The sequence below is a fragment of the Streptomyces sp. NPDC050549 genome (genome assembly GCF_040655035.1).
Classification (GTDB): domain Bacteria; phylum Actinomycetota; class Actinomycetes; order Streptomycetales; family Streptomycetaceae; genus Streptomyces.
Map to the genome: position 1 here is coordinate 232738 of NZ_JBFAJD010000006.1, position 23888 is coordinate 256625.

The window sequence follows — 23888 nt, forward strand, 5'->3', positions numbered from 1 at the left end:
CGGAACTGGTGTGCCCACGAGTTGAACCGCAGCGAGCACCAACAGGGAGGTGAGGCAAGGTGCTTGGCGAGTTGCAACGGGTGTCGATCTCCGGGCACGGTCTCACCCTCCCTGCTTTCGTACTGGTCAAGTGCCCCCGTGGTCAGAGGACATGGGCAGGCGCAGGCTGCCCGGGCGCTGGGTGAACAGTGCAGCCTTCGGTTCTGGGTGCGTACGTCCCAGTACGGCGGCTGCGCTCAGCGCGGAGGGCGCGACCATTCCGCAACTCGCCCGCGCCTTCGTGGTGTTCGCCTCACCGTTTCGACGAGGCGGGGCGAACATCGTGAGGTCTGTTCCGCATCACAGCTCGTACGTCGTCTCAGCGACGGCAACTTGTTACCGGGGCGTAGCGAGTGGACATCTGCCCCCTCTAGGCTGTGCGCGACCACGGGGCAGTGCACGAAAGGATCTGGCATGGGCATGATCCATCGAAGACTGACGGGTGCGCTCCTGTCCGTCCCGGCCCCCTTGCCCGGTGCGGTGGCGGTGCCCGCCGCGCACGCCTTCGACGTCAACGGGCGGGCACCGGCGGGCGTGTCCGGGACCGGCATCCACCGCACGTACGACGACAAGTCCACGTGCACCTACCTGGCCAACGCCGTGGACACGGGTACCTCTCCGGTCGAACTCGACTCCTGGCACAACGTGTTCAACGGGAAGTGGGACGTGAGCCACAGCAACCCACTGGGTAGCGACAACAACTGCGTCCAGGCGGGCACGTGCGCCGACCTCTGCACCGGCAACCGCAACCAGAACCTCGACAGCTGCCAGAACGGCTTCTACGACACCCTCGGCATGAGTCCGACCGAGTTCGACGGCCACGTCAAGACGCACCTCGGCAGCGTCCTCTACCCGCCTGCCGAGCTGCTCACCAAAAGCGACGGCACGCGGTACCCGGACCCCGATACCGCCGCCAAGTCCAACAACTGGGCGAACTACGGCTCGCTCGCGGGCCGGGCGATGATGGAGATCATCCCCGGCACCTTCGAGCAGGCGGTCGGCCCGGCCTCCTCGTGGTCGGACGTCGTCTACGCCCAGCACCCCAAGGACTTCGCCGTCGCGGGGAACATCAGCCGGGCGGCGGCCTTCCCCGGCGTCCTCGGCGCTCAGTCCGTCGACCCGCGCACCCGCTACAGCGACACCACGCTGCGTCCCTGGTTCGTGGTGTTCGACGCGGAAGCGACGGCCTGGGTCGGTGACGGCGACACCGAGTGGTACCACACCAACCACTGTCTGACGGTCGTCACCGACGCGTACGACGTCCCACCCGCGCTCAGTTCCTCCGCCCCGTCGCCGGCCGATGCCCAGGCGCGGGTCGCCCAACTCGCCGCGGACGGAGCCTCGTACATCTCAAGCGACTGGATCACCGCCCCGGCCGACGGTGTGCTCGGCGAGGTGCTTACCCGTGGCTGACGCCCTGCGCCCTCGCGCGCTGCTGAGGGTCCTGGCCGTCGGGGCCGTGACGCTGGCGCTCGCCGTGTCCGGCCACCTGGCCGGCACGGCACGGGCGGCAGCCGGGACCGATCCCGTGTCGCAGGTCAACCCCTACATCGGCACCGGTGGCAACGGCGACTTCAGCGCAGGGAACACCTTCCCCGGCGCCGACGTGCCGCACGGCATGCTCCAGTGGTCTCCCGACACCACGTCACGTCCGAAGGGCGGCGGCTACAACTACTCCGACTCGGCCGTCTCGGGCTTCAGCCTCACCCATGTCTCCGGCGTCGGCTGTGACGCGGCCGGGGACCTGCCGATCCTGCCCGTGGTCGGCTCGCTCGGCTCGGACCCGGCATCCACGACGGAGTCGTTCTCGCACTCCGACGAGACTGCCTCGCCAGGCTCCTACGCCGTCAGCCTGGGCAACAGCACCAGCGTCGCGCTGACCACCAGCACGCACGCCGGCATCGGCCAGTTCACCTTCCCGTCCTCCACCCGGGCGAGCCTGCTCCTCAAGGTCCAGGACACCCAGACGCCGTACGCCTCCTCCACGCTCGTCCTGAGCGGCGGCAACACCGTGACAGGGTCGATCACCAGCACCGGTTTCTGCGAGGACACCACCCCGATCACGCTCCACTACGCGATCACCTTCGACCACACCTTCACCGCCAGCGGCGCCTTCACCGGCGGCGAGTACCTGACCTTCGACACCACGAGCAGCAGAACCGTGGAGGCCCGGGTCGGCATCTCCTACACCTCGGTGACGGAGGCCGCGGCCAACCGGGACGCCGAAGTGACCGGAAGGACCTTCGCGGCCGTCAAGTCGGCGGCATCCTCGGCATGGAGCGCCGAGTTGTCGAAGATCGCCGTCACCGGCGGAACGTCCGATCAGCAGGACGTCTTCTACACCGCGCTCTACCATGCCTCGCTCTTCCCCGCCGTCATCAGCGACGCCGACGGCTCCTACCGCGGCTTCGACCAAGCGGTGCACACAGTGGGCAGCGGGCACTCGGCGAAGTACGCCGACTTCTCCACCTGGGACACCTACCGCTCGCAGGCCCAACTCACCGCGCTGCTCGACCCGTCGGCCGCCTCCGACATGGCGCAGTCGGTCGTCGACGACTACCAGCAGGGCGGCACGCTCACCAAGTGGGGCATGGAGACCGGCGAGACGCACATCATGGTGGGCGACTCCGCCGTACCGCTGCTCGCCGGCTACTACGCCTTCGGCGCCCGCGACTTCGACACGTCGACAGCCCTGTCCGCCATGGTCGAGGAACAGACGACCAACACCGACGTCACCCCCGGCGTGACCTACCTGGACTCGTTCGGCTACCTGCCCACCAACTCGCTCTACGGCTGCTGCCACGAGTACGCCACCACCTCGACCCAACTCGAGTACGACACCGACGACTTCGCGCTGTCGGTGTTCGCGGGCGCCCTCGGCGACACCGCGACGCAGAAGAGGTTCCAGGACCGGGCGCAGGACTGGGAGAACATCTACAACTCGTCCTCCGGCTACATCCAGCCCCGGCACTCCAACGGCCGCTGGATGGACGGCTTCAACGCCAAGCTGATCACCGGCACGTCGAGCAACGACTTCGCCGAGGGCGACGCCTTCACCTACACGCCGATGATCCCCTTCAACCTCGCCAAATTGGCGTCCCTGGAGGGCGGCCCCTCGTCCCTGGCGGCATACCTGGACAGCGTGCTCGGTGGCTTCCAGGGCCTGGGCAGCGTCATCGGCACCCAGTCCAACATGGGCAACGAGCCGAGTATCGGGCTGCCCTGGGAGTACGACTGGGTGGGCGAGCCGTACAAGACGCAGTCCACGGTGCGGGCGGTCCAGGACCAGCTGTGGACCAACACCGCAGGCGGTCTGCCCGGCAATGACGACCTCGGCGAGATGAGCGCCTGGTACGTGTGGTCGGCCCTCGGCCTTTACCCGGAGATCCCGGGCACCGCCGACCTGGCCATCGGCAGCCCGATGTTCACCTCCGCGGTCGTCACGGCAGGCGGACACACGCTCACGGTCAACGCCCCGGCGGCGGCGGGCGGTTCGCCGTACGTCCAGTCGCTGAGCCTCAACGGCAGTTCCTGGAACAAGGCGTACATACCGGCTTCGTACATCGGCGGCTCGACGGAGCTGGACTTCGCCCTCTCCTCGTCCGCCAACACCGCTTGGGCCGCGGCCAGTTCGGCCGCACCGCCGTCCTACGACGGCACCGCGGGCACCGGGGTGGCCCAGCCCAGCGGGCCGCTCATCGAGACCGCCACCGGCAAGTGCGTCGACGACGCGGGCTCGGGCACCTCGAACGGCACCGCCATCCAGATCTACACCTGCAACGGCACCACCGCGCAGACCTGGAAGGTCGCCCCGGACAACACCCTCCAGGTGCTCAACGAGTGCATGGACGTGACGGACGGTGCGACCGTCTCCGGTACGAAGGTCCAACTGCACACCTGCAACGGCACCCAGGCCGAGCAGTGGCAGACGAACTCGTCCGGCGGGATCGTCAACCCGGTCTCCGGCCTGTGCCTGACCGATGCGAGCAACGGAGCCACGAACAGGACCCAGTTGACCATCGCCACCTGTACGGGCAGCACCGGCCAGCGTTGGACGCCTCCCACGTCCGCGTGACGAACGTTGAAGAAGAGCCGACTTCGGCATGCCGAGCAGCGTGGCGTGAGGTAAGGATGCGCACACCCCGCACCCTTGCCTGGTCAGGAAGTCGTCGACGGGGGTGCCAGGACGGGCCGGTGCCGTCGCCGGTCGACAGGACGCTCACGATGGAGCACCGGCGCGGGCGCGGGGCAACGTGCGACGCGGACATCCTCGTCGGCGCCGGTGTGGATTCCCGTGACGATGAGAGCCTCGTTCGAAAGGGGGACGGCGGGGCCGTCGCTCCAGTCCGTGTCTGAACAGGGATTTCTCCGGTGCTGAGAGCGCCGAAAGCGTTCTCGGGGACGTACGCGTTGTACGCGGCGCTCGCGGGAATCGTGTGGCTGGTACGGCATCGCCCCGGGCGGAAGCCTGCCGGGGCCTGATCCCGGTGCAGGTAGGGCGTCGTCCGCCCGGAGCGACTGTTCGGAACTCCGCAGGCGCGGGTACAACAGCTCCTGGAAGTCGGTGGCGATGCCGCAAGAACATGACAGATCATCAGACGAGTCGGTTCCTGCGGCATCGGGAATGGGTCACTCACTCACAACGGGCTCAGCTGAAGACGAAGGGCCCGGGAGACTGTGCGGCGTTCGACGTACAGGTGACGGAGATGCCGAAGACGACCATCTTCAGTGAGCCCTGGTAGAAGTCCAGGCTGTCGCCGACGGCCACGGTGCCGGGAAGCGGGCCGACCTTGACCGCACCGCCCGCGGGTATGGCCGGGTTTACGGTCCCGCTGAACACCCGGTTGGCGCCGGTGGAGTTGGTCATGGTGAGCGTGGAGTTGATGGAGTTCGCCGACAGGGCGAGCGGTGTGGTGATGGCGGTGGAACTGAGGGTGATGGTGGCTGAAGTGCTGCTGACCTGGGTCGCGGTCAGCGTGGCCGTGCCGCCGCCGAAGATTCCGCAGGAGGCGGTGATGGTGGCGGAGCTTGGGGTGACGGCGGCGGACGCGGAGGGCGCGAAGGCCAGCGTCGTGGCGGCGATGACGCCGGCTGTGAGTGCCGCACCGGTGGCTAAGCGGTTCATGGGGATCGTGTTCCCTTCCCGTTGGTGGGAGTGCCATGTGTGGGATGGCGACCCCGGGCCGGGTGGGTGCGGGCACACTGCGGGGGATCGAATGTGACGGTCCGTCAGAACTTACGATCCCCATTGATACGCCGGTAACACGGGACGACACAGTTGAAATTTGGCCGACTGTGTACGAGGGGCTGCAGATCCGATCAGTGACGTGGGGTGCCCGGTGCGCCAGAGGGGGTGCACGACGGGACAGCTGCCCGCCCGGTGCGAGATTGTGTGTTTCCGCCCCGAAGTGGCCGTCCCGTCACCGCAGTTGGAGGTCCAGCATGTTGTGGTGCGCGACGAGCGCGAAACCCGTGCAACTGCCCGCGTGATGTCGCCGCGGCCAGACATCGTGCATGTGGACCTGTCCCGCGACGCGGACCGCCTGAGGTCCTGACGGCACCTGCACCGGGCGGGGCGTCGGCGCAGGTGCCCGCCCGGCGTTCCGCTCTCTGCCGGGCCCGGTGTTCCCCTCCCGATGCCCGGTGAGGAGCAGGTGTCGTGTCGGAGGGGCCGCGGCGACGAGGGCATCTTGGCGTATCTCCTTCTCCTCACGATCGTCTCGAAGGAGCGGGTGCACGGCGCGGCAGAATGTGGAATGCAGCTCGCAAGAGGCCCGCACACCTGTTTCTCGTCGAGGAACGCGCTGCCCTCGCCGCCGGTCACCAGGTGGTCGCGACCGCCAGCAAGGCCGAAACCGTTCGCGAGCAGCTTCTCGACGCCGGCGACGCGCTGGTGGCCTGCCCTCGGACGTGACCGACCCGCAGAGCATCCAGACGGCCGTCGACGCGGGGGTCGAGAGGTTCGGCCGGATTGGCACCCTGGTCAACAACGCCGGCTCCGGCCTGCTCGCCGCCGTCGAGGAGTCCGGCGACGCCGCGGTCCGCGAGGTGTTCGAGACCAACGTGTTAGGCCCGCTCGCCGTCCAGCGCGCCTTCCTGCCGGTACTGCGCCGTCGGCGCTCCGGCCACGTGATCAACATCAGCTCCATCGTGGGTTTCGCCCCATCGCACCCGGCTCGGGCACCTACGCCTTGACCGAGTTCGCCGTCGCAGGCTTGGGTCTGATGCAGGTTCGGGTGACAGGTTGACCTGCCCACCATTTGAGCTCCAGGCTCGGTGGTCAACTGGCAGCTGGGGTGGTGTCGTTCTCGGAGAGTAGTTCGTACTCGATGGGGGTGCGAACGCCGGTAGCGTGTGGCCGGATTCCTCGGCGTCGAGGTCGAGGTGGGGCCGGCGCATCGCGGCGGACGTTACGAACATCATCTGTCCGAGGCCGAGTTCGACCATGTTCGGGAGTGTCGGCCGGGCGCCCGTGGGAGGGGGCTGGGCAGCCGCTGCTCTGTTCTGTGCGCGATCTGCCCCGCCTTGCGTCAGCGGGCGATGGAGAGCGCGAAGGGCGCGAATCCGCTGGACCGGATCACGTGGGGTACGAACAGGATCGCGGCCTCCGTGGCGCGGGCCGTCCGGATTCCGCCGAGATCGGTGATCCACTCCTTGCGCCAGCCCAGGTCGGTGAGCAGTTCGCGCACGGTCTGCTTGGCCTGTTGGTCCTCGCCGGAGAGGAAGGCGGTAGGTGCCTGGGTGAGCGTGGCGGGTGCGGTCATCACTGTGAAGAGCATGGTGTTGAGTGTTTTGACGACTCGGGTCCCGGGGAGCGACTCCTGGAGTTGTTCGGCGAGGCTTGAGCCGGGATAGAGCAGGTCGGCGGGGAGTCCGTCCGGTCCGTCGACAGTGGCGTTGGAGACATCGACGAGGATCTTGTCCCGCAGTTCCTCGCGCAGCGCGACGAGCCGGTCCAGGGAGCTGCCGCCCGGTGTGGCATTGATGACGATCTGCGCGGTCCGGGCGGCGTCCGCGGCGGTACCCGGCGAGCGGTCCGCCACGGTCACCTCGTGCCCGGCCCGGGTGAGGGCTGTGGCCAGGCTGCCGCCGACGCGACCGTTTCCGAGAACTGCGATCGTGGTCATGGTGATCTGGTCCTTTCGTGCTTGCGGGGCGGGTTGTGCGATCAGCGTGAGAGCGTGGCGGCGGCCTCGGCGTGCACGCCGGGCGCGGCTGCCAGGAAGGTCTCGCTCGCCGGCGTCCAGGGCCGGCCCTCGACGTCGGAGATCCGTCCGCCGGCCTCGGTGACGAGCAGTGCTCCGGGAAGCAGGTCCGCGCGGGCTCCGGCGAACTGCCAGAAGGCGTCGATCCGGCCGGCGGCCACGTTCACCAGGTGCAGGGTGGCGGGCACCGAGGTCCGTACCACGAGCGCGTCGAGGAGCATCTCCGTGATGGAGGAGCCGACGCGCCGTACGACCTTCTCGTCCTCGTCCGGCCTGGCCTGGCTTGTGGCCACGATGCCCAGACCGAGGTCGACGGTGTCGGAGACGTGCAGGGGCCGGTCGTCGAGGTGGGCGCCGGCGCCGGCGAGCGCGGTGTAGGTCTCGCCGGTCAGGGGCAGGTGGACCACGGTGAGGACCGGCCGGTGGTCGCGCACGAGAGTGGCGGTGACGGCCCAATCGGGCAGGGCGTGCAGGTGGTTGACGTTGCCTTCGGCCGGATCCACGACCCACCATTCACCGGCCGGCAGCGCACCGCCCGCGAGCTCATCCTCCACCCAGCGAGCCTGCGGGCGCAGGAGCGTGAGGCGGGGGCGCAGGACATCGAGGACAGTGTCGTCGTTGACGGCGAGCGCCCGCATCAGCTCTTCGCGGGTCTGGTAGCGGACCACGTCGCCGAACCGCTCCCGCAGCGCCGTACCTGCCGTACGTACGGCAATCGTGGTCTGTATGAGCAGGTCGGCGTCGGAGGCGGCGACGTCAGTGGTCTGAAGCGTTTCGGACATGGTGGTGCTCCCGTCTGAACAGGGGGACGAGGTGGATCGGGCCAAGCCGCGCGTTCCGTCGCGCGCTCTCTTGTCTCGAAGGTATGCAGCCCCATCGTTAACTTCAACTGCATGTCAAGCACGGCTAGGATTACTCTCATGCAATTGGACTTGAACCTGCTCGCTGCGTTCGACGCCCTGCTGGAGGAGGGCAGCGTGGCGGGGGCAGCCGCGCGCCTGCACGTCACGGCCCCCGCCATGAGCCGGAGTCTGGGCCGGATCCGGCGCACGACCGGGGACCAGATCCTGGTGCGCACGGGGCGCACGATGACACCGACGCCGTACGCGATCGCCGTGCGGGAGCAGGTGCACGCTCTGCTCCAGCAGGTTCAGGGGGTGCTGGCACCGAGCCGCGAACTCGACCTCGCGACGCTGGAGCGCACCTTCACACTCCGCTGGCACGATTCCCTCGTCGCTCTCAGCGGCCCCGCACTGCTGGCGGCCGTACGGAGGCAGGCGCCAGGTGTGCAACTGCGCTTCGTCGCTGAATCGAGCATCGACACTCCCGGGTTGCGGCGCGGCGAGGTCGACCTGGAGGCGAACGCCAACCGCCCGAGCGCACCGGACATCCGTGCCGAGCACGTGGGCGAGACCCGCCTCGTCGTTGTCGCGAGGCGGGGGCACCCCCTCACCCGCGTCCCGGCCGTCACCGCCGAGCGGTACGCCGCCGCCGAGCACATCGCCGTCTCGCGACGTGGAAACCTCAGCAATGCCGTCGACGACGCTCTCGCGCGACTCGCTCTCACCCGCAGTGTGGTGGCGGCGGCTCCCACGGAAGCGGCCGCGTTGGAGTTCGTGCGCGGCTCTGATCTCCTGGTCACGGCCCCCGAAGCCACCACACGCTCCGCGGTCGAGGGCCTCGGCCTGGTTGTGCTCCCCCTGCCGCTCGAACTGCCGTCGGCAGCGGTGTACCTGTCGTGGCATCAGCGCTACGACACCGACCACGCCCATACCTGGCTGCGCGGGCTGGCGCGTACCGCGCTGACCAGTGCCGCACGATCGTCAGCGTGATGTGCGCCGTCGGGAGGACGACCGTGACGGTTGCGACGGGCGACCTTCGCCAAGACGGACCCTTCCCGGGCGGGTTGAGGGCGTCGTCGGCCAGCCGGCGGCGCACGGCGACGGCGGAGACCGAGTCGGCGATCGCCCGGGCGGCGACCTCGCGGGCCAGTTCCGGGCATGACCGGCGCGCCACGGGCACACCGCTCTCGGCGGGCTGGCGGGCTGGCGGGCTGGCGGGCTGGCGGGCTGGCGGGCCAGGGCCTTGACCTCGGCCACCTGCAACGCGGTGAACGAGGGCGGCCGCCCTGACCGCCGGCGGTCGGACAGACCGGCCAGACCGTGACCTGCGAACCGGCAGCGCCAGCAGCGGACCGTGGCCAGATGCAGTCCCGTCTCACGGGCGATCCGCGCGTTGGAGCGCCCCCTGGCCGCGTGCGATACCGCATGCGCAGGCATCGCAGCCGGTACTCGGACTTGTTGCCGTAGGCCATCTTCTTCAGCCGTTCGCGCTCGGAGGCGCGCAGGACTATCGGGCGGGCGGCGGCAACGGGCAAGGCAGGCAGGCCGATCGGCAGAAGTGGATCAGGCCAGGCCAATGCCTGCCGCACCGAGTTCCGGCCCGCCGTTTCCTGCTGCTGGGGCGTTCCGTGGGCTCCCGCCCGCGCCGAGCAGCGCTCAGCGCGTCGGACGATAGGTCGCGATGATCACTCCGCTGCTGGTCGGCTGGGCGCTCACCAGCTGCAGCTTCTTCAGGGGGGTGTCGTCGGCGAACAGCTTCTTGCGACCCTCGCCGGCCACCACCGGGTGGATCAGCAGTACCAGTTCGTCCAGCAGGTCCTGCTCCAGCAATGAACGCACCAGCGTCGGGCTGCCCGCGACGGTGATGTCCTTGCCCTCGCCCGCCTTGAGCTCCTCGATCGCTGCCGCCAGATCACCGTTGACAAGCGTGCTGTTCGACCAGTCCTCCACGCTGTCCAGCGTGGAGGAGACGACGTACTTGGGCGAGTCATTGATCCACTTGGCGAAGCCGGCGTCCTCGCCGCTGGTCACCGTCGGCCAGTACCCGGCCCACTCGGTGAAGGTCACCCGGCCCAGCAGGATCGTGTCGGCCGTCTCCAGCGTCTTGCCCAGCGCCGCGCCCATCTCCTCGTCGAAAGCGAACTGCCACTCGTTCGGCGACTGGGCGACACCATCGAGCGAGACGAACAGACCCGAAACGACCTTGCGCATGATTCCTCCGTGATGAGTTCGGGGTCCTCTGCCCGGTCCCGGCCGAACAGCGCTCCGGCCGGGGCGGACCGACACCGTCGGCTACGTCAGGAAGGCTATGCGGGCACCGGGGAAGAGGGCTTGTACAGAAGCGACAGCGGCTGCGCCCCCTCCGGTGCAGCCAGCTGAGTGGCTGTCCGGCCGATGAACCGGGTCAAGGACCGCGCCAGGTGCGGCTGATCGAAATAGCCCAGCTCGTGCACGACGTCCTGCGCCGGTACCCCCTCCTGGATCAGAACCGCCGCCTCGCGGGCGCGGTGGATCTGCCGGATGGCACCCTGGGTGAGGCCCGTCGCCGCGACGAAACGCCGCTGGAGGGTCCGTTCGGAGACATCGGGGGTCGTGCCGCCGAGCACCGCGGGCACGATCGGGTCGCAGTCCACGATGCCTTCACGCACCATGCGCCGCACGAACGCCTCCGCATTGTCGTAATCGGGCACGTGCCAGGCGGAACCCTTCAGCCACACCGAGCGCCGCGTCACGTCGGGGATCTCCGCGCTGCCGCCCACGAGCGGGCCGATCGGCACGTGAGGCATCGAGGTGCCGAGAGCGAAGCTGATACCGAAGAACGTGGCGTCCTTGGGAACGGGAGCCGGACAGGCCCTGGGCTCCGGGCCCAGCACGGCCGCCCGCACCTTGCCGTCGTGCTCCCAGAAGACAAGCTCCCAGTGCGACGCCGCGATCGACGTCATCCGGCCAACCTCGATGCTGCGACTGCGCCATACTCTCTCGACGTACGGCAGCTCCGACGTCCGGCTCTCGATCTCCAGACCCAACCGGATCAACCCCCGTTCACCGCTGCCGAGCCACCAGTTTGTCACGTCGTCCGGACGGCCGGAGCGCGCGAGATGCGCGCGGAACGGCGGCGCGGCTCTGCCTGACCGCGGCCAGTGGCCCGATGCCCATAAGGCGCGTGTGTGAGACCCTTCACCGCTTCCGGGCGGGGGAGCATTGCAACGAGGACGCCGGGGATTCACGGACAGGATCCGGCCTGCCGGACGCCCCAGTCATCGACGAGGGCGCAAAGGCTTTGCCCCCCGCTGCCCTGACGGTAGCGATAGCCGCCCCACCAGCACTCCCAACCCCTCACCCGTTTTCGGTACCAGCTCGTCGCTGCCGCCGACTCTGCCGCGGACTCGGGGCCACTCGACTGCAGAACGTCGGTCAGAGCGTGACGACTCTTGGTGATACATCGGATGAATGTGTTGACGTGATAGTGGATCGCGCATAGAACATGTGCGGTTCGACCGCTAAGGACAAGGCGAGTTGCCGCTGGCCACTCTGAGGAGCCGTTCGATGTGCGCGAGATTGATCAGATGTTTGTTGCCTCTCTGGTTCTTACTTGGGCTTGCGGCGGGAACATCGCCCGCGGTGGCTGCGCCCGCACCCATGGTCCCGACGCAGGTATCCGCCCCTGTCTCGTCCACACCGCCCATGGGCTGGAGCAGTTGGAGCGCGCTGCGCGAAGGCAGCGGCCTGACCCAGGACGGGGTCAAGGCTCAGGCGCGGGTCATGCACGACAAGCTGCGGCGTTACGGCTACCGCTACATCAACATCGACGCAGGCTGGTCCGATCACCTGGACGCCTACGGGCGAAACGCCTGGGACACCACTCGCTTTCCGGACGGAATCCCCGCTCTCGCTGCGTATCTGCACCGCCTGGGGCTCAAGTTCGGCATCTACCTCACGCCGGGCATCCCGATCGAGGCGTATCAGAAGAACATGCCGGTCCAGGGCACCTCGTACCACATGCAGGACATCGCGGACCTGACGCAGCCGGGCAACACCCACAACGACTCCTACCGCATCGACTTCAGCAAGCCTGGCGCAGCGGAGTACGTGCAGAGCTACGCCGACCTGTTCGCCTCCTGGGGCGTCGACTACATCAAGATGGACTTCGTCGGCCCCGGCGGCGGCCTCGTCCCCGCCGACAACCGCCCCGAGATGCGGGCGTGGCACCAGGCGATCGTGGCCACCGGCCGTCCGATGCACCTGGAGCTTTCCAACTCGCTCAGTATCGGCGACGCCGCCACCTGGCAGGCCACCAGCAATGGCTGGCGCACCGGCGGCGACATCGAGTGCTATTGCGGCGTCAACGGATCCAGTACGCCGTTGACCAGTTGGCAGCGGACGTCGGCGCGGTTCGACCAGGTCGCGGCCTGGCAACCGTTCGGCGCCTCCGGCGCGTTCAACGACTACGACTCGATCGAGGTCGGCAACGGCAGCGACGGCGGGCTCACCCCCGACGAGCGGCAGACCCAGCTGAGTCTGTGGTCGCTGGCATCTTCCCCATTGCTCCTGGGCACAGACCTGACCAGGCTCGACGCCGCCGATCTGAGGCTGCTGGCGAATCGTGACGTGATCGCCGTGGACCAGGACACCGTCAATGCCTCTCGCGTGAGCAGGAGTGCGACCGCGCAGGTCTTCGCGAAAACGGAGCCGAACGACGACGTGATCCTGGGACTGTTCAACACCGGGTCCGTCGCACAGACCGTCTCCATCGCCGCGGACACGGCCGGCCTGCCCGCGTCCTCCTCGTACCGCCTCGACAACTTGTGGACGCACGAGGTCACCCGGTCCTCCGGCGCCACTGTCGCCGCTTCGGTTCCCGTGCACGGCGCGGCGCTGTTCCGGGTACGTCCGTGGGCCGAAGGCAAGGCGCCGGGGCGCCCGCAGACCGGCCTCACCGTGACCGCCCCCGGCACCCTGGGGACTGGTCAACAGACCACGGCCGATGCGGACTTCACCAACTGGGGCACCGTTGTCGCGACCGGTGTCCATGTGACCCTGCCCGTCCCGGAGGGCTGGACAGCCACCCCCCTCTCGCCCACATCCTTCGCCTCCGTCGCGCCCGGCGCGACCGTCCGTGCCACCTACCGTGTCACGCCACCGGCGTCCATCACCCAGCTCTTCCCGACGGTCCGGCTCGACGCCTTCGCCCACTTCCGCTGGAACACCGGAACCGGGGCACGGGCCACCGGCTCGGCCGCCGGGCACACGTCCGTTCTGCTCGACGCGCCCGTTCAGGCTCCGTTCCACACCTTTTCCTCTTCGCCGGAGCCCGCGAAATTCTCCCAGGTCGGTTCCGCCCTCGGCATTCGCGCGGCCGGCGCCGACGTCTACGGACCGAAGAACGAATACGGCGCGCTCTATGTCCCCGGCGCGGAACACGACGGCTCCGTCACGACGGTTCGTGTCACCTGGCAGCGGTACCAGAACTCCGGGGCCAAGACCGGAATCATGGTGCGCAACGACATCACCGGGGCGAGCAACTCGCCCGGCTTCGTGACTGTGGGAGTGAGCGCGAAGAAGGGCTACTTCATGCAGTGGGACGCCGACGGCGACGGGCGGCTCGACGCCGGCACCGCACCCAACGGCTCCGGCGTCGGCAAGCCCGTCCTGCCCGGTTGGATCCGGCTGGTCCGCTCTGGCACCACCTTCTCCGGCTACTACTCCACCGACGGCACCAGTTGGACCCTCCTGAGTACCGCGAACATTTCCTCCACCGCGCATACCCAGGACGTAGGTCTCTTCGGCACCGCTGCCAACCCGGGTTACCCGAGCGAAGACGATTTCGCCGACTTCACGACCAGCGGTTGACGGCCCGTGTGCGCTGTCGTGGCAGACAGCAGGCTCCGACTTAGCTCCTTGGCCGGCGACCGCGCGCAGGTGACCTCCTACGGGCGCCTATCGACCGTGCACCTTCCGGGACTTCGTGTGCCGAGGTGCCGGCGGGTCGCCAGGCACGAACGAGCCGAAGCAGTCGCATGCTCTGGGTTACGGAGCAGGGCTGCTTCGTCGTCGGCCGGTTGCCGTCGGTGTCGTAGACGGCGCCATCGGTGTGGGTGCGGGTGGTTTTGCGGCCGAGCGCATCGCAGACACAGGCGGTGGTCAGGTTGCCGTTGTCGCCGGAAGCGACCACCGCCCGGACCGGGGCGTGGGTTCTCGTACGCATAGGTAGGGGTGCGTCCGGGGCCCCGCCAGGGAGTAGGCGCCCTGTGCGCTGGAAGAAGGAGGCGTCGTCGGTGCCGGAGGGGAGGTAGATGTCGGCGTCCCACGAGTTGTTGCCCGTGGTGTAGTCGACCTTCCAGCGCATTTCCGTGCGTGGGTCGGTGGAAGTGCCCTCCTCGAACGGCGCGTCGGTGGCGTACACCCACATGCGGTGGATGCCGCCGCTGTAGCGCCGAGGATTCCGCCGCGCCGGTGCCCTTCAGCGGTACGCGGGTGCCCCTGATGCCTGCGTTCAGCACGGTGGGGCGCTCGTGCGGGGGCCGTTGGCGAAAGTGGGCGGTGAGACGGTCGGACCTGTGGTGGTTCGCGTTCGCTGTCGATCCGTGCCCGTCGGTGATCGGGTCGCCCAGCGCGGCGCCGCTGCCCGTGGTCCTGGGGCCGACCGTGTCCACACCGGGCAGGGGGACCAGGAACCGGTGATCCGGGTGGACGCGGTGCTGACCTGCTCCGCTGTGTGGTCACCGCCTGGGGCGAGGAACGAGGTCTGCGGCCGGAGCGGTGACATGTCGCCGGGCCCGAGTCGTGGGGGTGTGTACAGGCTGTCCAGCGGGTTGGTGGGTCCGAGGGCGCCTGTACGGAGATCGGATCGCTCATGGCGTCCTGGCCGGCTGGGACCGTGAGGGACACGGCGCCGTGGAAGGAGCTCGAACGCGTCGTTCCAGCCGCGGAGTTCGGGCTTTTCGGGGCGGCGGATTCCTGGGCGGCGACGGCCGTGGCGTCGATGCCGAGGGGCGCCGTGCCGATCCGGTCGAAGACGCGGATGCGGGGCGCATGGCCGCCGACGCCGACGTGGATCACGTTGTGCCCCGACTGCCGACAGTTCGGTGGTGGTCGCGGACGCGGGGGCCTCCCACGTGCCGGTCCAGCAGGGTTGGCCGGCGGCGGGGCCGGCGGGGTTGTGCTCGCCGGAATCTGCGGGAGAGCCGTCGTCCGTGTTCCCAGGAGAGTGCGGAGGAAATGCCGGATCGTGCCCTTGGGCATGGGGCGCCGTTCTTCCGGTGGGGGTCAGACAGGGGCCGAACGCGGGACGCGCCGTGAGGAACGCGAACGCAGGAAATCGCAATACATCGGAGGAGTCAAGGGCTTAGGGATGGATTGCGGGTGCGTGCACATCATCCAACAGTGTCATTTTGGTGGGGTTATGCGGCGTAGCAGACCATCCAGTTGCGGTCATTGACAGGCGCATGGCGCATGCCTACGTTCCTCGATACACCCGATGTATTAATGACCGTCAGTTCTGGAGGACGATGATGACCTCGCAGCCGGGAAAGCACTCGCCGCTGCCTCGCAGAGTCTTACTCGGCACCGCGCTGGGGGGAGCTGCGGCCGCGGCCCTGCCCGCTGGGACGGCCCACGCCGACGAGCCTGTACGGGTGGAGGGGGTGGCCGACGGTGTGCCGGCGGCCCGCGCCCGCAAAAGCCCCTGGAGACTCCGTGACACCATGCATGCCGACGGTGCCTGGGAAGACTTCCTGCGGGGCCAGGACCTGCTGTGGAGCAGACTGCCCACACTCTGGCACGAGGGGCCGTTCCTGGGGGACGGCCTGCTCGGCAGCATGGTGTACCAGGAGCCGGGCGCCAACCAGCTCCGCTTCACCATCCAGCACGGCCGGGTCCAGGACCATCGGCCCGAGTTCGGCAGCGGCTGGGGCACCTGTCGCCTGCCGGTCGGCCATCTCACACTCGAGCCGGTCGGCACCATCACCTCCGTCGACTGGCGGCTGAGTCTGTGGAACGCCGAGCTCACCGGTACCGTCACCACCACGGCGGGCACTCTCACCCTCTCCGCTCTCATCCACGACGAGGTCTTCGCCGCGCGTGTGACAGCCGGCGGTGACGAACGGGTCACCTGGACGTTCCACCCCGAAGAGGCGCTCAGCCCTCGCCACATCAGCGAAGCTCCGCCCTCGGGCTACACCGCCAACCCGCCCTGGACCAGCCGGACTTCCGCCGACGGCACTGAGCAGGCGCTCCAGCCTCTCACCGGCGGCCAGACCGCCACCGCCTACCGCCGCACCGGCCACGACCTGCTGCTCAGCGTCGGACACAGCTCGCCCTCCGACACCGCCGCCGAAGCCGCTTCGTTGCGCAATCTCCGGCGCGCGGCCTCGTACACCGCCCTCAGGCGACGGCACACCCAGTGGTGGCACGCGTTCTACCGCAAGAGCTTCGTCTCGTTCCCCGACCAGCGCCTGCAGAGCTTCCACTGGATCCAGCTCTACAAGGTCGCCTCCGCCAGCCGCTCCGGCGGCCCCGTCATGGCCACCTCCGGGCCATGGCTCGAGCCCACGCCCTGGCCCGCGGTCTGGTGGAACCTCAACGTCCAGTTGGAGTACTGGCTCATCCACGGCTTCAACCACCCGGAGCTGGACTCGCTCGCCACCACGCTGCGCCAGAACCAGGAACAGCTCGCCGCCAACGTGCCCACCGCCTACCGGGCGGACAGCTCCGGCATCGGCCGCAGCTCCGACATGTTCGCCAACCGGGGTGTGGGACAGCCGGGAAGCGGCGCCGAGACCGGCGACCTCACCTGGGCGCTGCACAACGTATGGCTGTCCTACCGGCACTCCATGGACAAGGCGCTGCTGCGCGACACGATCTATCCCGTGCTGCGCCGGGCGATCAACTACTACCTGCACTTCCTCACCCCGGGCAGCGACGGCAGACTCCACCTGCCCAGCACCCTCTCGCCCGAGTACCCCGTCGTGCCGCCACAGGACACGAACTACGACCTGGCCCTGATCCGATGGGGCTGCCAGACGCTCATCGAGTCCGCCGAACTGCTGGCAGTCGACGACGAGTTGATCCCACGGTGGCAGGAGGTGCTGGCCAGGCTCACGCCGTACCCGGTCGACGACAACGGCTTCATGATCGGCGCCGACACCCCGTACGCGCAGTCCCACCGGCACTACTCGCACCTGCTGATGGTGTACCCGCTCCATCTCGTCAACTGGGACCAGCCCGGCAGCCGCGACCTGATCGCGAAGTCGGTGACCCACTGGCACGCGCTGACCGGCGCCCACCGGGGCTACAGCTACACCGGCGCCGCCTCCATGTACGCGATGACCGGTGACGGAGACACCGCGATCACGTACCTGCGGAAGTTCTTCGATCCCACCACGCGCTACCCCTGCCGTGCCAACACGCACTACACCGAGGCCGGGCCGGTCATCGAGACGCCGCTGTCCGCCTCGCAGTCGCTGCACGACATGTTCTGCCAGAGCTGGGGCGGCGTGATCCGAGTCTTCCCGGCTGTCCCGTCCTCCTGGGCGGACGCCACCCTGCACGACTTCCGGACCCAGGGCGCCTTCCTGGTCAGCGCCGTGCGAAAGGCCGGGGTGACCCGGTTCATCAGGATCAGAAGCCTGGCGGGCGAGCCGCTCAAGCTCCGGCACGGCCTCACCGGGCTCCTCACCGTGCTCCTGGACGACGGCACTCCGGCCCACACCCAGGATCTGGGCGGCGGCACGTTCGCCATCGATCTTCCGCAGGGCCGTGAGGTGCTGGTCCACGCCGGTTCCCGGCCCGATCTCGTCATCGCGCCCGTTGCCGTCAGTGAGCCGGGATTGCCCTGGGGTCTGCCGTAGCGGAGCCGGAGGACGCGGGCGTGTCGTCGAGTGCCGGCCGGCCCACCGGGCCGGCCTCGGACTCGACGACACGCCGGAACCAACGGCTTCACCGGCACGGGCAGCATCAAGGACGGCTTCGGCCACGGCACCCAGACCGCCTCCACCTTCCACGGCCTGCCGGCCCTGGACGCCGACACAGGCCAGGAACGATGGAATCTCACGTCAGTCCACCTGTGCGTCTTGTCGCCGGTGGCCATGGACGGCACCCCGTACATCGGCAGGCGGAAGCACCTGTTGGCCATCGACGCGGCCACCGGCGGTACACGGTGGAAGCGCGCGACCCACTACGCGCAAGGCATGCGACCAGCGGTGGCCGACGGCACGGTGTACACGGCCTGTGCTGACGGATTCCTCTGGACTGTGGACGCGGAAACCGGCCGCAAGCAGTGGAAGCTACGGCTCAGATCGCGCCGCCTATTGACCACGAGCATTGTCAACAGTGGGCGGCGGAGACGTGATCAAGGTCGGCGGCACGTCATGGGCAAGGGGAAGTCGGCCGGAGTCGCGTGGTCGCCCGCTGCCTCGTCCCGTGGACGCCGCTTCGTCGCACGAGCTCTCCTGGGGAGGTTCCAGCTGCACCAGGGCGCCTGACGCGTGATCAGGCATGTGGCGCGCCACCGTCCGCCGCCAGGCGCGTGAGCCACTCACGCAGCAGGCGCTGCTCGGCGTCGCTCAGGACATCGGCACCGTCCGGGAGGGCGGCGCGCAGCGCGCGGGCCGCCGCGCGGGGGCCGGACTCCGAGGCGGGGAGCACCGGCTCGGCGCGCGTGACAGCCGCGACCATGGACTCGCGCAGGACGGTCAGCAGCGCCGGATTGCGGCGGTCCGCAGGGGTGGCGTGCCAGGTGGTGACCGCGCCCTGGCCGGTTGCCTGGATGATCTGGGCGGCCAGCTCCTCGTCGACCCGCAACCACCCTCCGGCCGCCAGCCTGCGCACCCGCCCATGGAGGATCTCCAAGCCCGCGCGGTGTGCTGCGTCCGGCCCTCGGCCGATGGCCCGGTTCATCACCGTGAACAGCTCGGGGCGGGAGACTCCGAACTCGACCACCATGTCCCAGCCCCGGCGCAGCTCCTCCACCGGGTCCTGTGGGGTGGGGTCGAGCTGCGCGCGCTTTCTCTCCAGGAACTGCGCGTAGCCGTGCTCGGCGACGGCCTCGAGGAGCCCCTCCTTGTCGCCGAAGAGGCGGTAGATCGCCGGCGGCTGCATTCCGGCTGCGGCCGCGACCGCGCGGGTGCTCACCGCGTCGGGGCCGCCGCTCTCCAGCAGCTCGACGGCGGCCTCGACGATGCGGCGCCGAGGGCTGTCGGTTGAGTCGCGCGTAGCCATGAATCGATGATACCGAGGATCTGGTTCCATCGGAATTTCCAGTGTTACCGTTGTGGTGATTCCATCGGAAACAGTTTACGGAGAGCTCAATGATCATCGTTACCGGAGCCACCGGAAAGCTCGGCCGCCGCACCGTCGAGCACCTCCTGGAGCGCGTCCCCGCCGACCGCGTCGGCATCAGCGTCCGCGACCCCCACAAGGCCCAGGACCTCGCCGACCGCGGCGTCCGTGTCCGACAGGGCAGCTTCGACGACCCCACCTCGCTCGCACACTCCTTCGAGGGCGCCGATCAGCTGCTCCTCGTCTCCCTCGACCGCACAGGCCAGGAATGCGTCAGCGGCCACCGCGCCGCCATCGACGCCGCCGTGCAGGCCGGCGCCGGCCGCATTCTCTACACCAGCCAGATGGGCGCCGCCCACGACTCCCGCTTCCAGGCGTGCCGGGACCACGCTCAGACCGAGGACCTGCTGCACGCCACCGGCCTGCCCTGGACCGCGCTGCGCAACGGCTTCTACGCCTCCAGCGCCCTGCTGTTCCTGGAGTCCGCCCGCCATGCCGGCGACATCGCCCTCCCTGCCGACGGCCCCGTCGCCTGGACCGCCCACGACGACCTCGCCGAGGCCACTGCGGTGATCCTCGCCGAGGAGGCCCGCTTCGAGGGGCCCACCCCGCCGCTCACAGGCCCGGCCGCGCTCGACTTCGACACCATCGCCGAGATCGCGGCCGAGACCACCGGACGGCCCTTCACCCGCACCGTCGTCCCCGACAACGACTTCCGGGAGCAGGCTCTGGCGCACGGCGCCCCGGCCTCGATCGCCGACCTGATGCTGAGCATCTTCGCCGCGGCCCGGAATGGCGAGTTCACGGCTGTCGACTCGGCGCTGGCCGAGCTGATCGGGCGAAAGCCCGCCACCTTCCGTACCCAGCTGGAGCGTGCCTGGGCCGAATAGACCCGGTGGGGCGCGGACAGCCAGGCCAGGCTCGCCGCCCGCAAAGGCTCGTCCACTGTCGCCGGAGGACGTCGATCACCAGATCGGCGGCCTCGGGCGCAAGCCCAGACTTCGCACCATCCCAGAGGTTTCCCGTGCCCCGTCCCCATGCCCGGCTGAACCGCAAGCTCGGCCCTGCACGGATCGGCCCGATCCTGGGCCTACCCGGCTCGACGGTCCACCGCGTCCTGACCCGCCACGGCCTGGACCGGCTGCGCTGGAGGGGCCGGCCCGCCGGTCGGATCATCCGACCCTGGGAACGATCACGTCCCGGCGAACTGGTCCACGTCGAGATCGGGAAGCTCGGCAACATTCGCGACGGCGGCGGACATCGGATCATGCCCCGCGGGCAGGCCGTCGGCAAGCGGCAGGCCGCAACCGACGCGCGTAGGACCGGCATTCCGGTGATCGGCTGCAGCTTCGTCCGCACAGCCTTCGACGATCACTCCCGGCTCGCGTACAGCGAGGTTCTGACCGGCGAACGCAAAGAGACCGCGGCCTCCTTCTGACAGCGTGCGAATACCTTCTTCGCCGAACACTGCATCACCGTCGAGCGTGTCCTTGCCGACAACGGCTCCTGTTGCAGATCCCGCCTGTTCGGCCAGACTCTCAGCACCGCCCACATCGTCCATAAGCGCACGCGCCCCTCTCACCCGCGGGCGAACGGCGGGGTGGAGCGCCTGAATCGCACCCTGCTTCGACGAAGGGCAGGCGTGCGCCCGTACTCCGGCAACGCCGAACGCGCCACATCCGTCGAGTGCGGTGTGGCACCGCAACCACCCCCGCTTGCCGTCCAGCAGCAGTACACGAGGGTGCGGTCGAAGGGTTGATTCCGGCCATGCGGCCGCGTATAAATAAGCAACTTTCTTTCTTACAGGCTCGACTCTCGAGACGAGGCCCCCGTGACCCGCCGCTATCCAGCAGGCCCGCAGCGGTTGCTGCGCTCGCTCAACGGCCGTGCCGTGCTGGAGGCGATCGACGAGGCGGGCCTGGTCACGACCACTGACCTGGCCGGGCGGATCACGCTGTCCCGGCCCACCGTTGCCGCGGCCGTCGCGCTGCTGCTGGAGCGCGGAGTCATCACCGAGGTCGGCCCGGCGACCGGCCGCAAGGGCCCGGCACCGGCGCAGTACCGGGTCAACGCCGACTGTGCCTTCGCGATCGGTGTGGACGTCGGTCACCGCAAGATCCGTGCTGCGGTCGCCGACGTCACCGGCCGCGTGCGCGGGCGCGCCGAGTCCGAACAGCAGGGGCATCGGGGCGCGGACGGGCTGGTCGCGCAGATCCTGGACATGTGCGTCGACCTGGCCGGGCAGGTGGACCGGTCGCTGGCGGACATCACCCAGGTCGTGGCGGGCCTGCCGGCCGCTGTCGGCCCCGACGGGCGACAGCTGTCGCACGCCGCCGGACTGCCCGACTCCGGGCAGGGGTTCGGCGCCGCGCTCGGCCGGGCGATCCCGGTGTCGCTGGTCCTGGAGAACGACGTGAACCTCGCGGCGCTGGCCGAGCGCACCCACGGCCTCGGTACCGACACCGACGACTTCGTCCTCGTCAGCCTGGGCGTCGGACTCGGCCTCGGTCTGGTCGTGGACGGCCGGGTCCGGCGCGGCGCCACCGGAGTCGCCGGAGAGGCCGGTTACCTGCCCAGCGACCGCATGGTCGCCCCGGTCGGACAGCGCCGGGACCTCGTCCAGGAACACCTGGGCGCCCGCTACATCAGCGACCGGGCGCAGCGCCTCGGACTGCCGGGCGACGGCAGCCCGCGCACCGTCTTCGAACTCGCCCGCACCGGGAACCCGGGCGCGCTGGAGATCGTGGACGACACCGCCCGCAGCGTCGCCTACGTGGTGGCCTGCGTCGTACCCCTCATCGACCCGGCACTCATCGTGCTGGGCGGCGCCATCGGCGCCAACGGCGACCTGCTGCTCAAACCGGTCGCCCGTCACCTGGCCGACTTCAGTACGTTCCGGCCACCTGTCGTCGCGTCGAGCCTCGGCCAGGACGCCGTGCTCACCGGAGCGACCACCATGTCGGCGGAACTGGCCCGCGAGGCCGCCTTCGCCGCAGCCACCACTCCCGTCCCGCAGACAGAGTCACCGCCGTCTCTGTCCTGACCGCAGTGTGAAACACCGCGGCGACGCCGTCTTGCCGGACAGCGCCGCCGCACACGTCACCGGGCATTGCCGTGCCCGATGGACCGACCGATCCGTCACCCAGGAACTGCCATCTCCGAGGAAGGACGATCAGTGTTCAAATCTATCACCGGGGCTACGGCCGTCACGGCGGCCGGCGTGCTGCTGCTGGCCGGCTGTACGTCGACGGGATCCACCTCGTCGCAACCCGGCTCGGCGATATCGCCGGGCGCCTCGCACAAGGCCACCACCGTCACGGTGTGGACCTTCAACCACCTCCCCAACGAAGTAGCTGCTTTCAAGGCCACCCTCGACCGGCTGCACGCCAAGTACCCGTGGCTGACCGTGAAGTTCGTACCCAACAAGGACGACGCCGCCTATGCCAAGGCCGTCGCGGCGGGCGATCCGCCGGACGTGTTCATCAGCTCCACGCCCGACAACGTGGCGAAGTTCTGCTACAACGGCACGGTCAGCGACCTGAGTCCGTACCTGTCCTCGGCGAAGATCGACACCGCCAAGACCTTCCCGCCCGCGACCCTCGTCTACACCCGCTACAAGAGCAAGCAGTGCGCGCTGCCGCTGCTGACCGACGCCTTCGCCCTCTACTACAACAAGAAGATGTTCGCCGCGGCCGGCATCACCAAGCCGCCCACGACCCTCGCCGAACTCACCGCCGACGCCAAGAAGTTGACCGTCAAGAACGCGGACGGCTCCATCAAGACCTACGGCTTCGTCCCCCGCTCCGACTACGACGTCAACCGCTACCTCTTCGTCGGCGCGCACAGCGGCACCGAGTTCTACGGCAAGGACGGCAGGACGACCTTCGCCTCCGACCCAAAGTGGCAGCAACTGCTGGCGTGGGACAAGGACCTGATCGACTACTACGGTACGGCGAACGTGCAGAAGTTCGTGGGCCGCTACCAGCCGCACGCCGACGACGCCGGCAACCCGCTGCTCACCGGCGCCGCGGCCATGGAGTACGACGGCGAGTGGCACGTCGGTGAGATCGCCACGGAGAAGAAGGACTTCGACTACGGCGTCGTCCCGATGCCCGTCCTCGACGGATCGTCCGGCACCTACGGCGCGGGCAGCACCCTCGGCACCGTCGCCTATCTGTCGGCCGGCTCGAAGCACAAGCAGGAGGCGTTCTTCGCACTCCAGCAACTCACCACCGACACCACGTTCCTGAACACCCTCGCCGACACGGTCTACAACATCCCGACCACGTTCGCCGCGCTCAAGGCCTGGGACAAGCGCGACGACCCGCACTGGAAGCCGTTCGTCGACATCTTCGAGAACACGCACTCCTCGTACAAGACGCTCACCGCGGCGGGCATCGAGGACATGGACACCTGGCGCGCGTTCCTGCTCGACTACGAGCAGGGCAGGACGAAGGACGCCGCGAGCGGACTGGCCACGGTCGGCAAGAAGATCGACAGCCTCAACTCCGAGAGCGGGCAGTAG

General features: G+C 69.1%; 18 protein-coding genes and 1 pseudogene. 12 read left to right on the forward strand and 7 right to left on the reverse strand.

All coding sequences use genetic code 11. The annotated features are described in order from the left end of the window. Positions 1 to 459: 459 nt before the first annotated feature. Both AB0I51_RS12365 and AB0I51_RS12370 read left to right on the forward strand, forming a co-directional pair. Positions 460 to 1452, forward strand: a complete 993-nt coding sequence (locus AB0I51_RS12365; protein WP_362974063.1) for a hypothetical protein — start codon at positions 460 to 462, stop codon at positions 1450 to 1452. Then, complete coding sequence (locus AB0I51_RS12370; protein WP_362974065.1) at positions 1445 to 4114, forward strand: lectin; 2670 nt, start codon at positions 1445 to 1447, stop codon at positions 4112 to 4114. Before AB0I51_RS12365 ends, AB0I51_RS12370 begins: the two co-directional genes overlap by 8 nt. A gap of 573 nt (positions 4115 to 4687) precedes the next feature. Here AB0I51_RS12370 and AB0I51_RS12375 read toward each other — a convergent pair. Then, entirely contained in the window at positions 4688 to 5164 is a 477-nt protein-coding gene (locus AB0I51_RS12375; RefSeq protein ID WP_362974067.1) for a hypothetical protein, read from the reverse strand. Positions 5165 to 5788: 624 nt separating this feature from the next. On the opposite strand from AB0I51_RS12375, the gene AB0I51_RS12380 reads away from it, so the two are divergent. Then, on the forward strand, positions 5789 to 5953 hold the full coding sequence (locus tag AB0I51_RS12380; protein WP_362974069.1) for a hypothetical protein: 165 nt from the start codon (positions 5789 to 5791) through the stop codon (positions 5951 to 5953). Next, positions 5950 to 6234 carry an SDR family NAD(P)-dependent oxidoreductase gene (locus AB0I51_RS12385; RefSeq protein WP_362974071.1) on the forward strand — a complete coding sequence of 95 codons (285 nt, stop codon included), beginning with the start codon at positions 5950 to 5952 and terminating at the stop codon, positions 6232 to 6234. Before AB0I51_RS12380 ends, AB0I51_RS12385 begins: the two co-directional genes overlap by 4 nt. A gap of 335 nt (positions 6235 to 6569) precedes the next feature. On the opposite strand, the gene AB0I51_RS12390 is transcribed toward AB0I51_RS12385, so the two are convergent. Both AB0I51_RS12390 and AB0I51_RS12395 read right to left on the reverse strand, forming a co-directional pair. Next, on the reverse strand, positions 6570 to 7166 hold the full coding sequence (locus AB0I51_RS12390) for an NAD(P)-binding domain-containing protein (RefSeq protein WP_362974073.1): 597 nt from the start codon (positions 7164 to 7166) through the stop codon (positions 6570 to 6572). A 41-nt stretch (positions 7167 to 7207) separates the two neighbouring features. Continuing rightward, entirely contained in the window at positions 7208 to 8026 is an 819-nt protein-coding gene (locus tag AB0I51_RS12395) for an inositol monophosphatase family protein (protein ID WP_362974075.1), read from the reverse strand. 138 nt (positions 8027 to 8164) lie between these two features. Here AB0I51_RS12395 and AB0I51_RS12400 point away from each other — a divergent pair, with 138 nt between their 5' ends. After that, on the forward strand, positions 8165 to 9076 hold the full coding sequence (locus AB0I51_RS12400) for a LysR family transcriptional regulator (RefSeq protein WP_362974077.1): 912 nt from the start codon (positions 8165 to 8167) through the stop codon (positions 9074 to 9076). On the opposite strand, the gene AB0I51_RS12405 is transcribed toward AB0I51_RS12400, so the two are convergent. The 3 genes from AB0I51_RS12405 to AB0I51_RS12415 form a co-directional block, all read right to left on the reverse strand. Continuing rightward, positions 9068 to 9523: a helix-turn-helix domain-containing protein gene (locus AB0I51_RS12405; protein ID WP_362974079.1), complete on the reverse strand. Its 456-nt coding sequence runs from the start codon at positions 9521 to 9523 to the stop codon at positions 9068 to 9070. The genes AB0I51_RS12400 and AB0I51_RS12405 overlap by 9 nt on opposite strands. Positions 9524 to 9742: 219 nt before the next feature. Further along, positions 9743 to 10297, reverse strand: a complete 555-nt coding sequence (locus AB0I51_RS12410) for a dihydrofolate reductase family protein (RefSeq protein ID WP_362974081.1) — start codon at positions 10295 to 10297, stop codon at positions 9743 to 9745. Between the two features lie 95 nt (positions 10298 to 10392). Further along, positions 10393 to 11112, reverse strand: a complete 720-nt coding sequence (locus AB0I51_RS12415; RefSeq protein WP_362974209.1) for a helix-turn-helix domain-containing protein — start codon at positions 11110 to 11112, stop codon at positions 10393 to 10395. A 658-nt stretch (positions 11113 to 11770) separates the two neighbouring features. Here AB0I51_RS12415 and AB0I51_RS12420 point away from each other — a divergent pair. The 3 genes from AB0I51_RS12420 (at position 11771) to AB0I51_RS12430 (ending at position 18567) form a co-directional block, all read left to right on the forward strand. Then, on the forward strand, positions 11771 to 13936 hold the full coding sequence (locus AB0I51_RS12420; RefSeq protein ID WP_362974083.1) for an NEW3 domain-containing protein: 2166 nt from the start codon (positions 11771 to 11773) through the stop codon (positions 13934 to 13936). 1661 nt (positions 13937 to 15597) lie between these two features. Continuing rightward, entirely contained in the window at positions 15598 to 17934 is a 2337-nt protein-coding gene (locus AB0I51_RS12425) for a Tat pathway signal sequence domain protein (RefSeq protein ID WP_362974211.1), read from the forward strand. A 30-nt stretch (positions 17935 to 17964) separates the two neighbouring features. Then, the gene (locus AB0I51_RS12430; protein ID WP_362974085.1) at positions 17965 to 18567 is read left to right on the forward strand and encodes a PQQ-binding-like beta-propeller repeat protein; all 603 of its coding nucleotides are present in this window, start codon (positions 17965 to 17967) and stop codon (positions 18565 to 18567) included. Positions 18568 to 18574: 7 nt separating this feature from the next. Here AB0I51_RS12430 and AB0I51_RS12435 read toward each other — a convergent pair whose 3' ends face one another. Then, positions 18575 to 19303 (reverse strand): TetR/AcrR family transcriptional regulator, encoded by a 729-nt coding sequence (locus tag AB0I51_RS12435; RefSeq protein WP_362974087.1) that lies wholly within the window; start codon positions 19301 to 19303, stop codon positions 18575 to 18577. Positions 19304 to 19392: 89 nt separating this feature from the next. On the opposite strand from AB0I51_RS12435, the gene AB0I51_RS12440 reads away from it, so the two are divergent. The 4 genes and pseudogenes from AB0I51_RS12440 (at position 19393) to AB0I51_RS12455 (ending at position 23888) form a co-directional block, all read left to right on the forward strand. Continuing rightward, the gene (locus AB0I51_RS12440) at positions 19393 to 20253 is read left to right on the forward strand and encodes an SDR family oxidoreductase (RefSeq protein WP_362974089.1); all 861 of its coding nucleotides are present in this window, start codon (positions 19393 to 19395) and stop codon (positions 20251 to 20253) included. Between the two features lie 152 nt (positions 20254 to 20405). Continuing rightward, positions 20406 to 21047 (forward strand): annotated as a pseudogene (locus AB0I51_RS12445) (IS481 family transposase); the annotation flags it as partial. Positions 21048 to 21194: 147 nt separating this feature from the next. Next, complete coding sequence (locus AB0I51_RS12450; protein WP_362974091.1) at positions 21195 to 22406, forward strand: ROK family transcriptional regulator; 1212 nt, start codon at positions 21195 to 21197, stop codon at positions 22404 to 22406. A 132-nt stretch (positions 22407 to 22538) separates the two neighbouring features. Continuing rightward, positions 22539 to 23888 carry an extracellular solute-binding protein gene (locus AB0I51_RS12455; protein ID WP_362974093.1) on the forward strand — a complete coding sequence of 450 codons (1350 nt, stop codon included), beginning with the start codon at positions 22539 to 22541 and terminating at the stop codon, positions 23886 to 23888.

Coding starts and splice junctions, on each gene's coding strand:
- AB0I51_RS12365 (WP_362974063.1), top strand. CDS start 460: ATGATCCATCGAAGACTGACGGGTGCGCTCCTGTCCGTCCCGGCCCCC.
- AB0I51_RS12375 (WP_362974067.1), bottom strand. CDS start 5,164: ATGAACCGCTTAGCCACCGGTGCGGCACTCACAGCCGGCGTCATCGCC.
- AB0I51_RS12380 (WP_362974069.1), top strand. CDS start 5,789: ATGTGGAATGCAGCTCGCAAGAGGCCCGCACACCTGTTTCTCGTCGAG.
- AB0I51_RS12390 (WP_362974073.1), bottom strand. CDS start 7,166: ATGACCACGATCGCAGTTCTCGGAAACGGTCGCGTCGGCGGCAGCCTG.
- AB0I51_RS12395 (WP_362974075.1), bottom strand. CDS start 8,026: ATGTCCGAAACGCTTCAGACCACTGACGTCGCCGCCTCCGACGCCGAC.
- AB0I51_RS12400 (WP_362974077.1), top strand. CDS start 8,165: ATGCAATTGGACTTGAACCTGCTCGCTGCGTTCGACGCCCTGCTGGAG.
- AB0I51_RS12405 (WP_362974079.1), bottom strand. CDS start 9,523: ATGCCTGCGCATGCGGTATCGCACGCGGCCAGGGGGCGCTCCAACGCG.
- AB0I51_RS12410 (WP_362974081.1), bottom strand. CDS start 10,297: ATGCGCAAGGTCGTTTCGGGTCTGTTCGTCTCGCTCGATGGTGTCGCC.
- AB0I51_RS12420 (WP_362974083.1), top strand. CDS start 11,771: ATGGGCTGGAGCAGTTGGAGCGCGCTGCGCGAAGGCAGCGGCCTGACC.
- AB0I51_RS12425 (WP_362974211.1), top strand. CDS start 15,598: ATGACCTCGCAGCCGGGAAAGCACTCGCCGCTGCCTCGCAGAGTCTTA.
- AB0I51_RS12435 (WP_362974087.1), bottom strand. CDS start 19,303: ATGGCTACGCGCGACTCAACCGACAGCCCTCGGCGCCGCATCGTCGAG.
- AB0I51_RS12440 (WP_362974089.1), top strand. CDS start 19,393: ATGATCATCGTTACCGGAGCCACCGGAAAGCTCGGCCGCCGCACCGTC.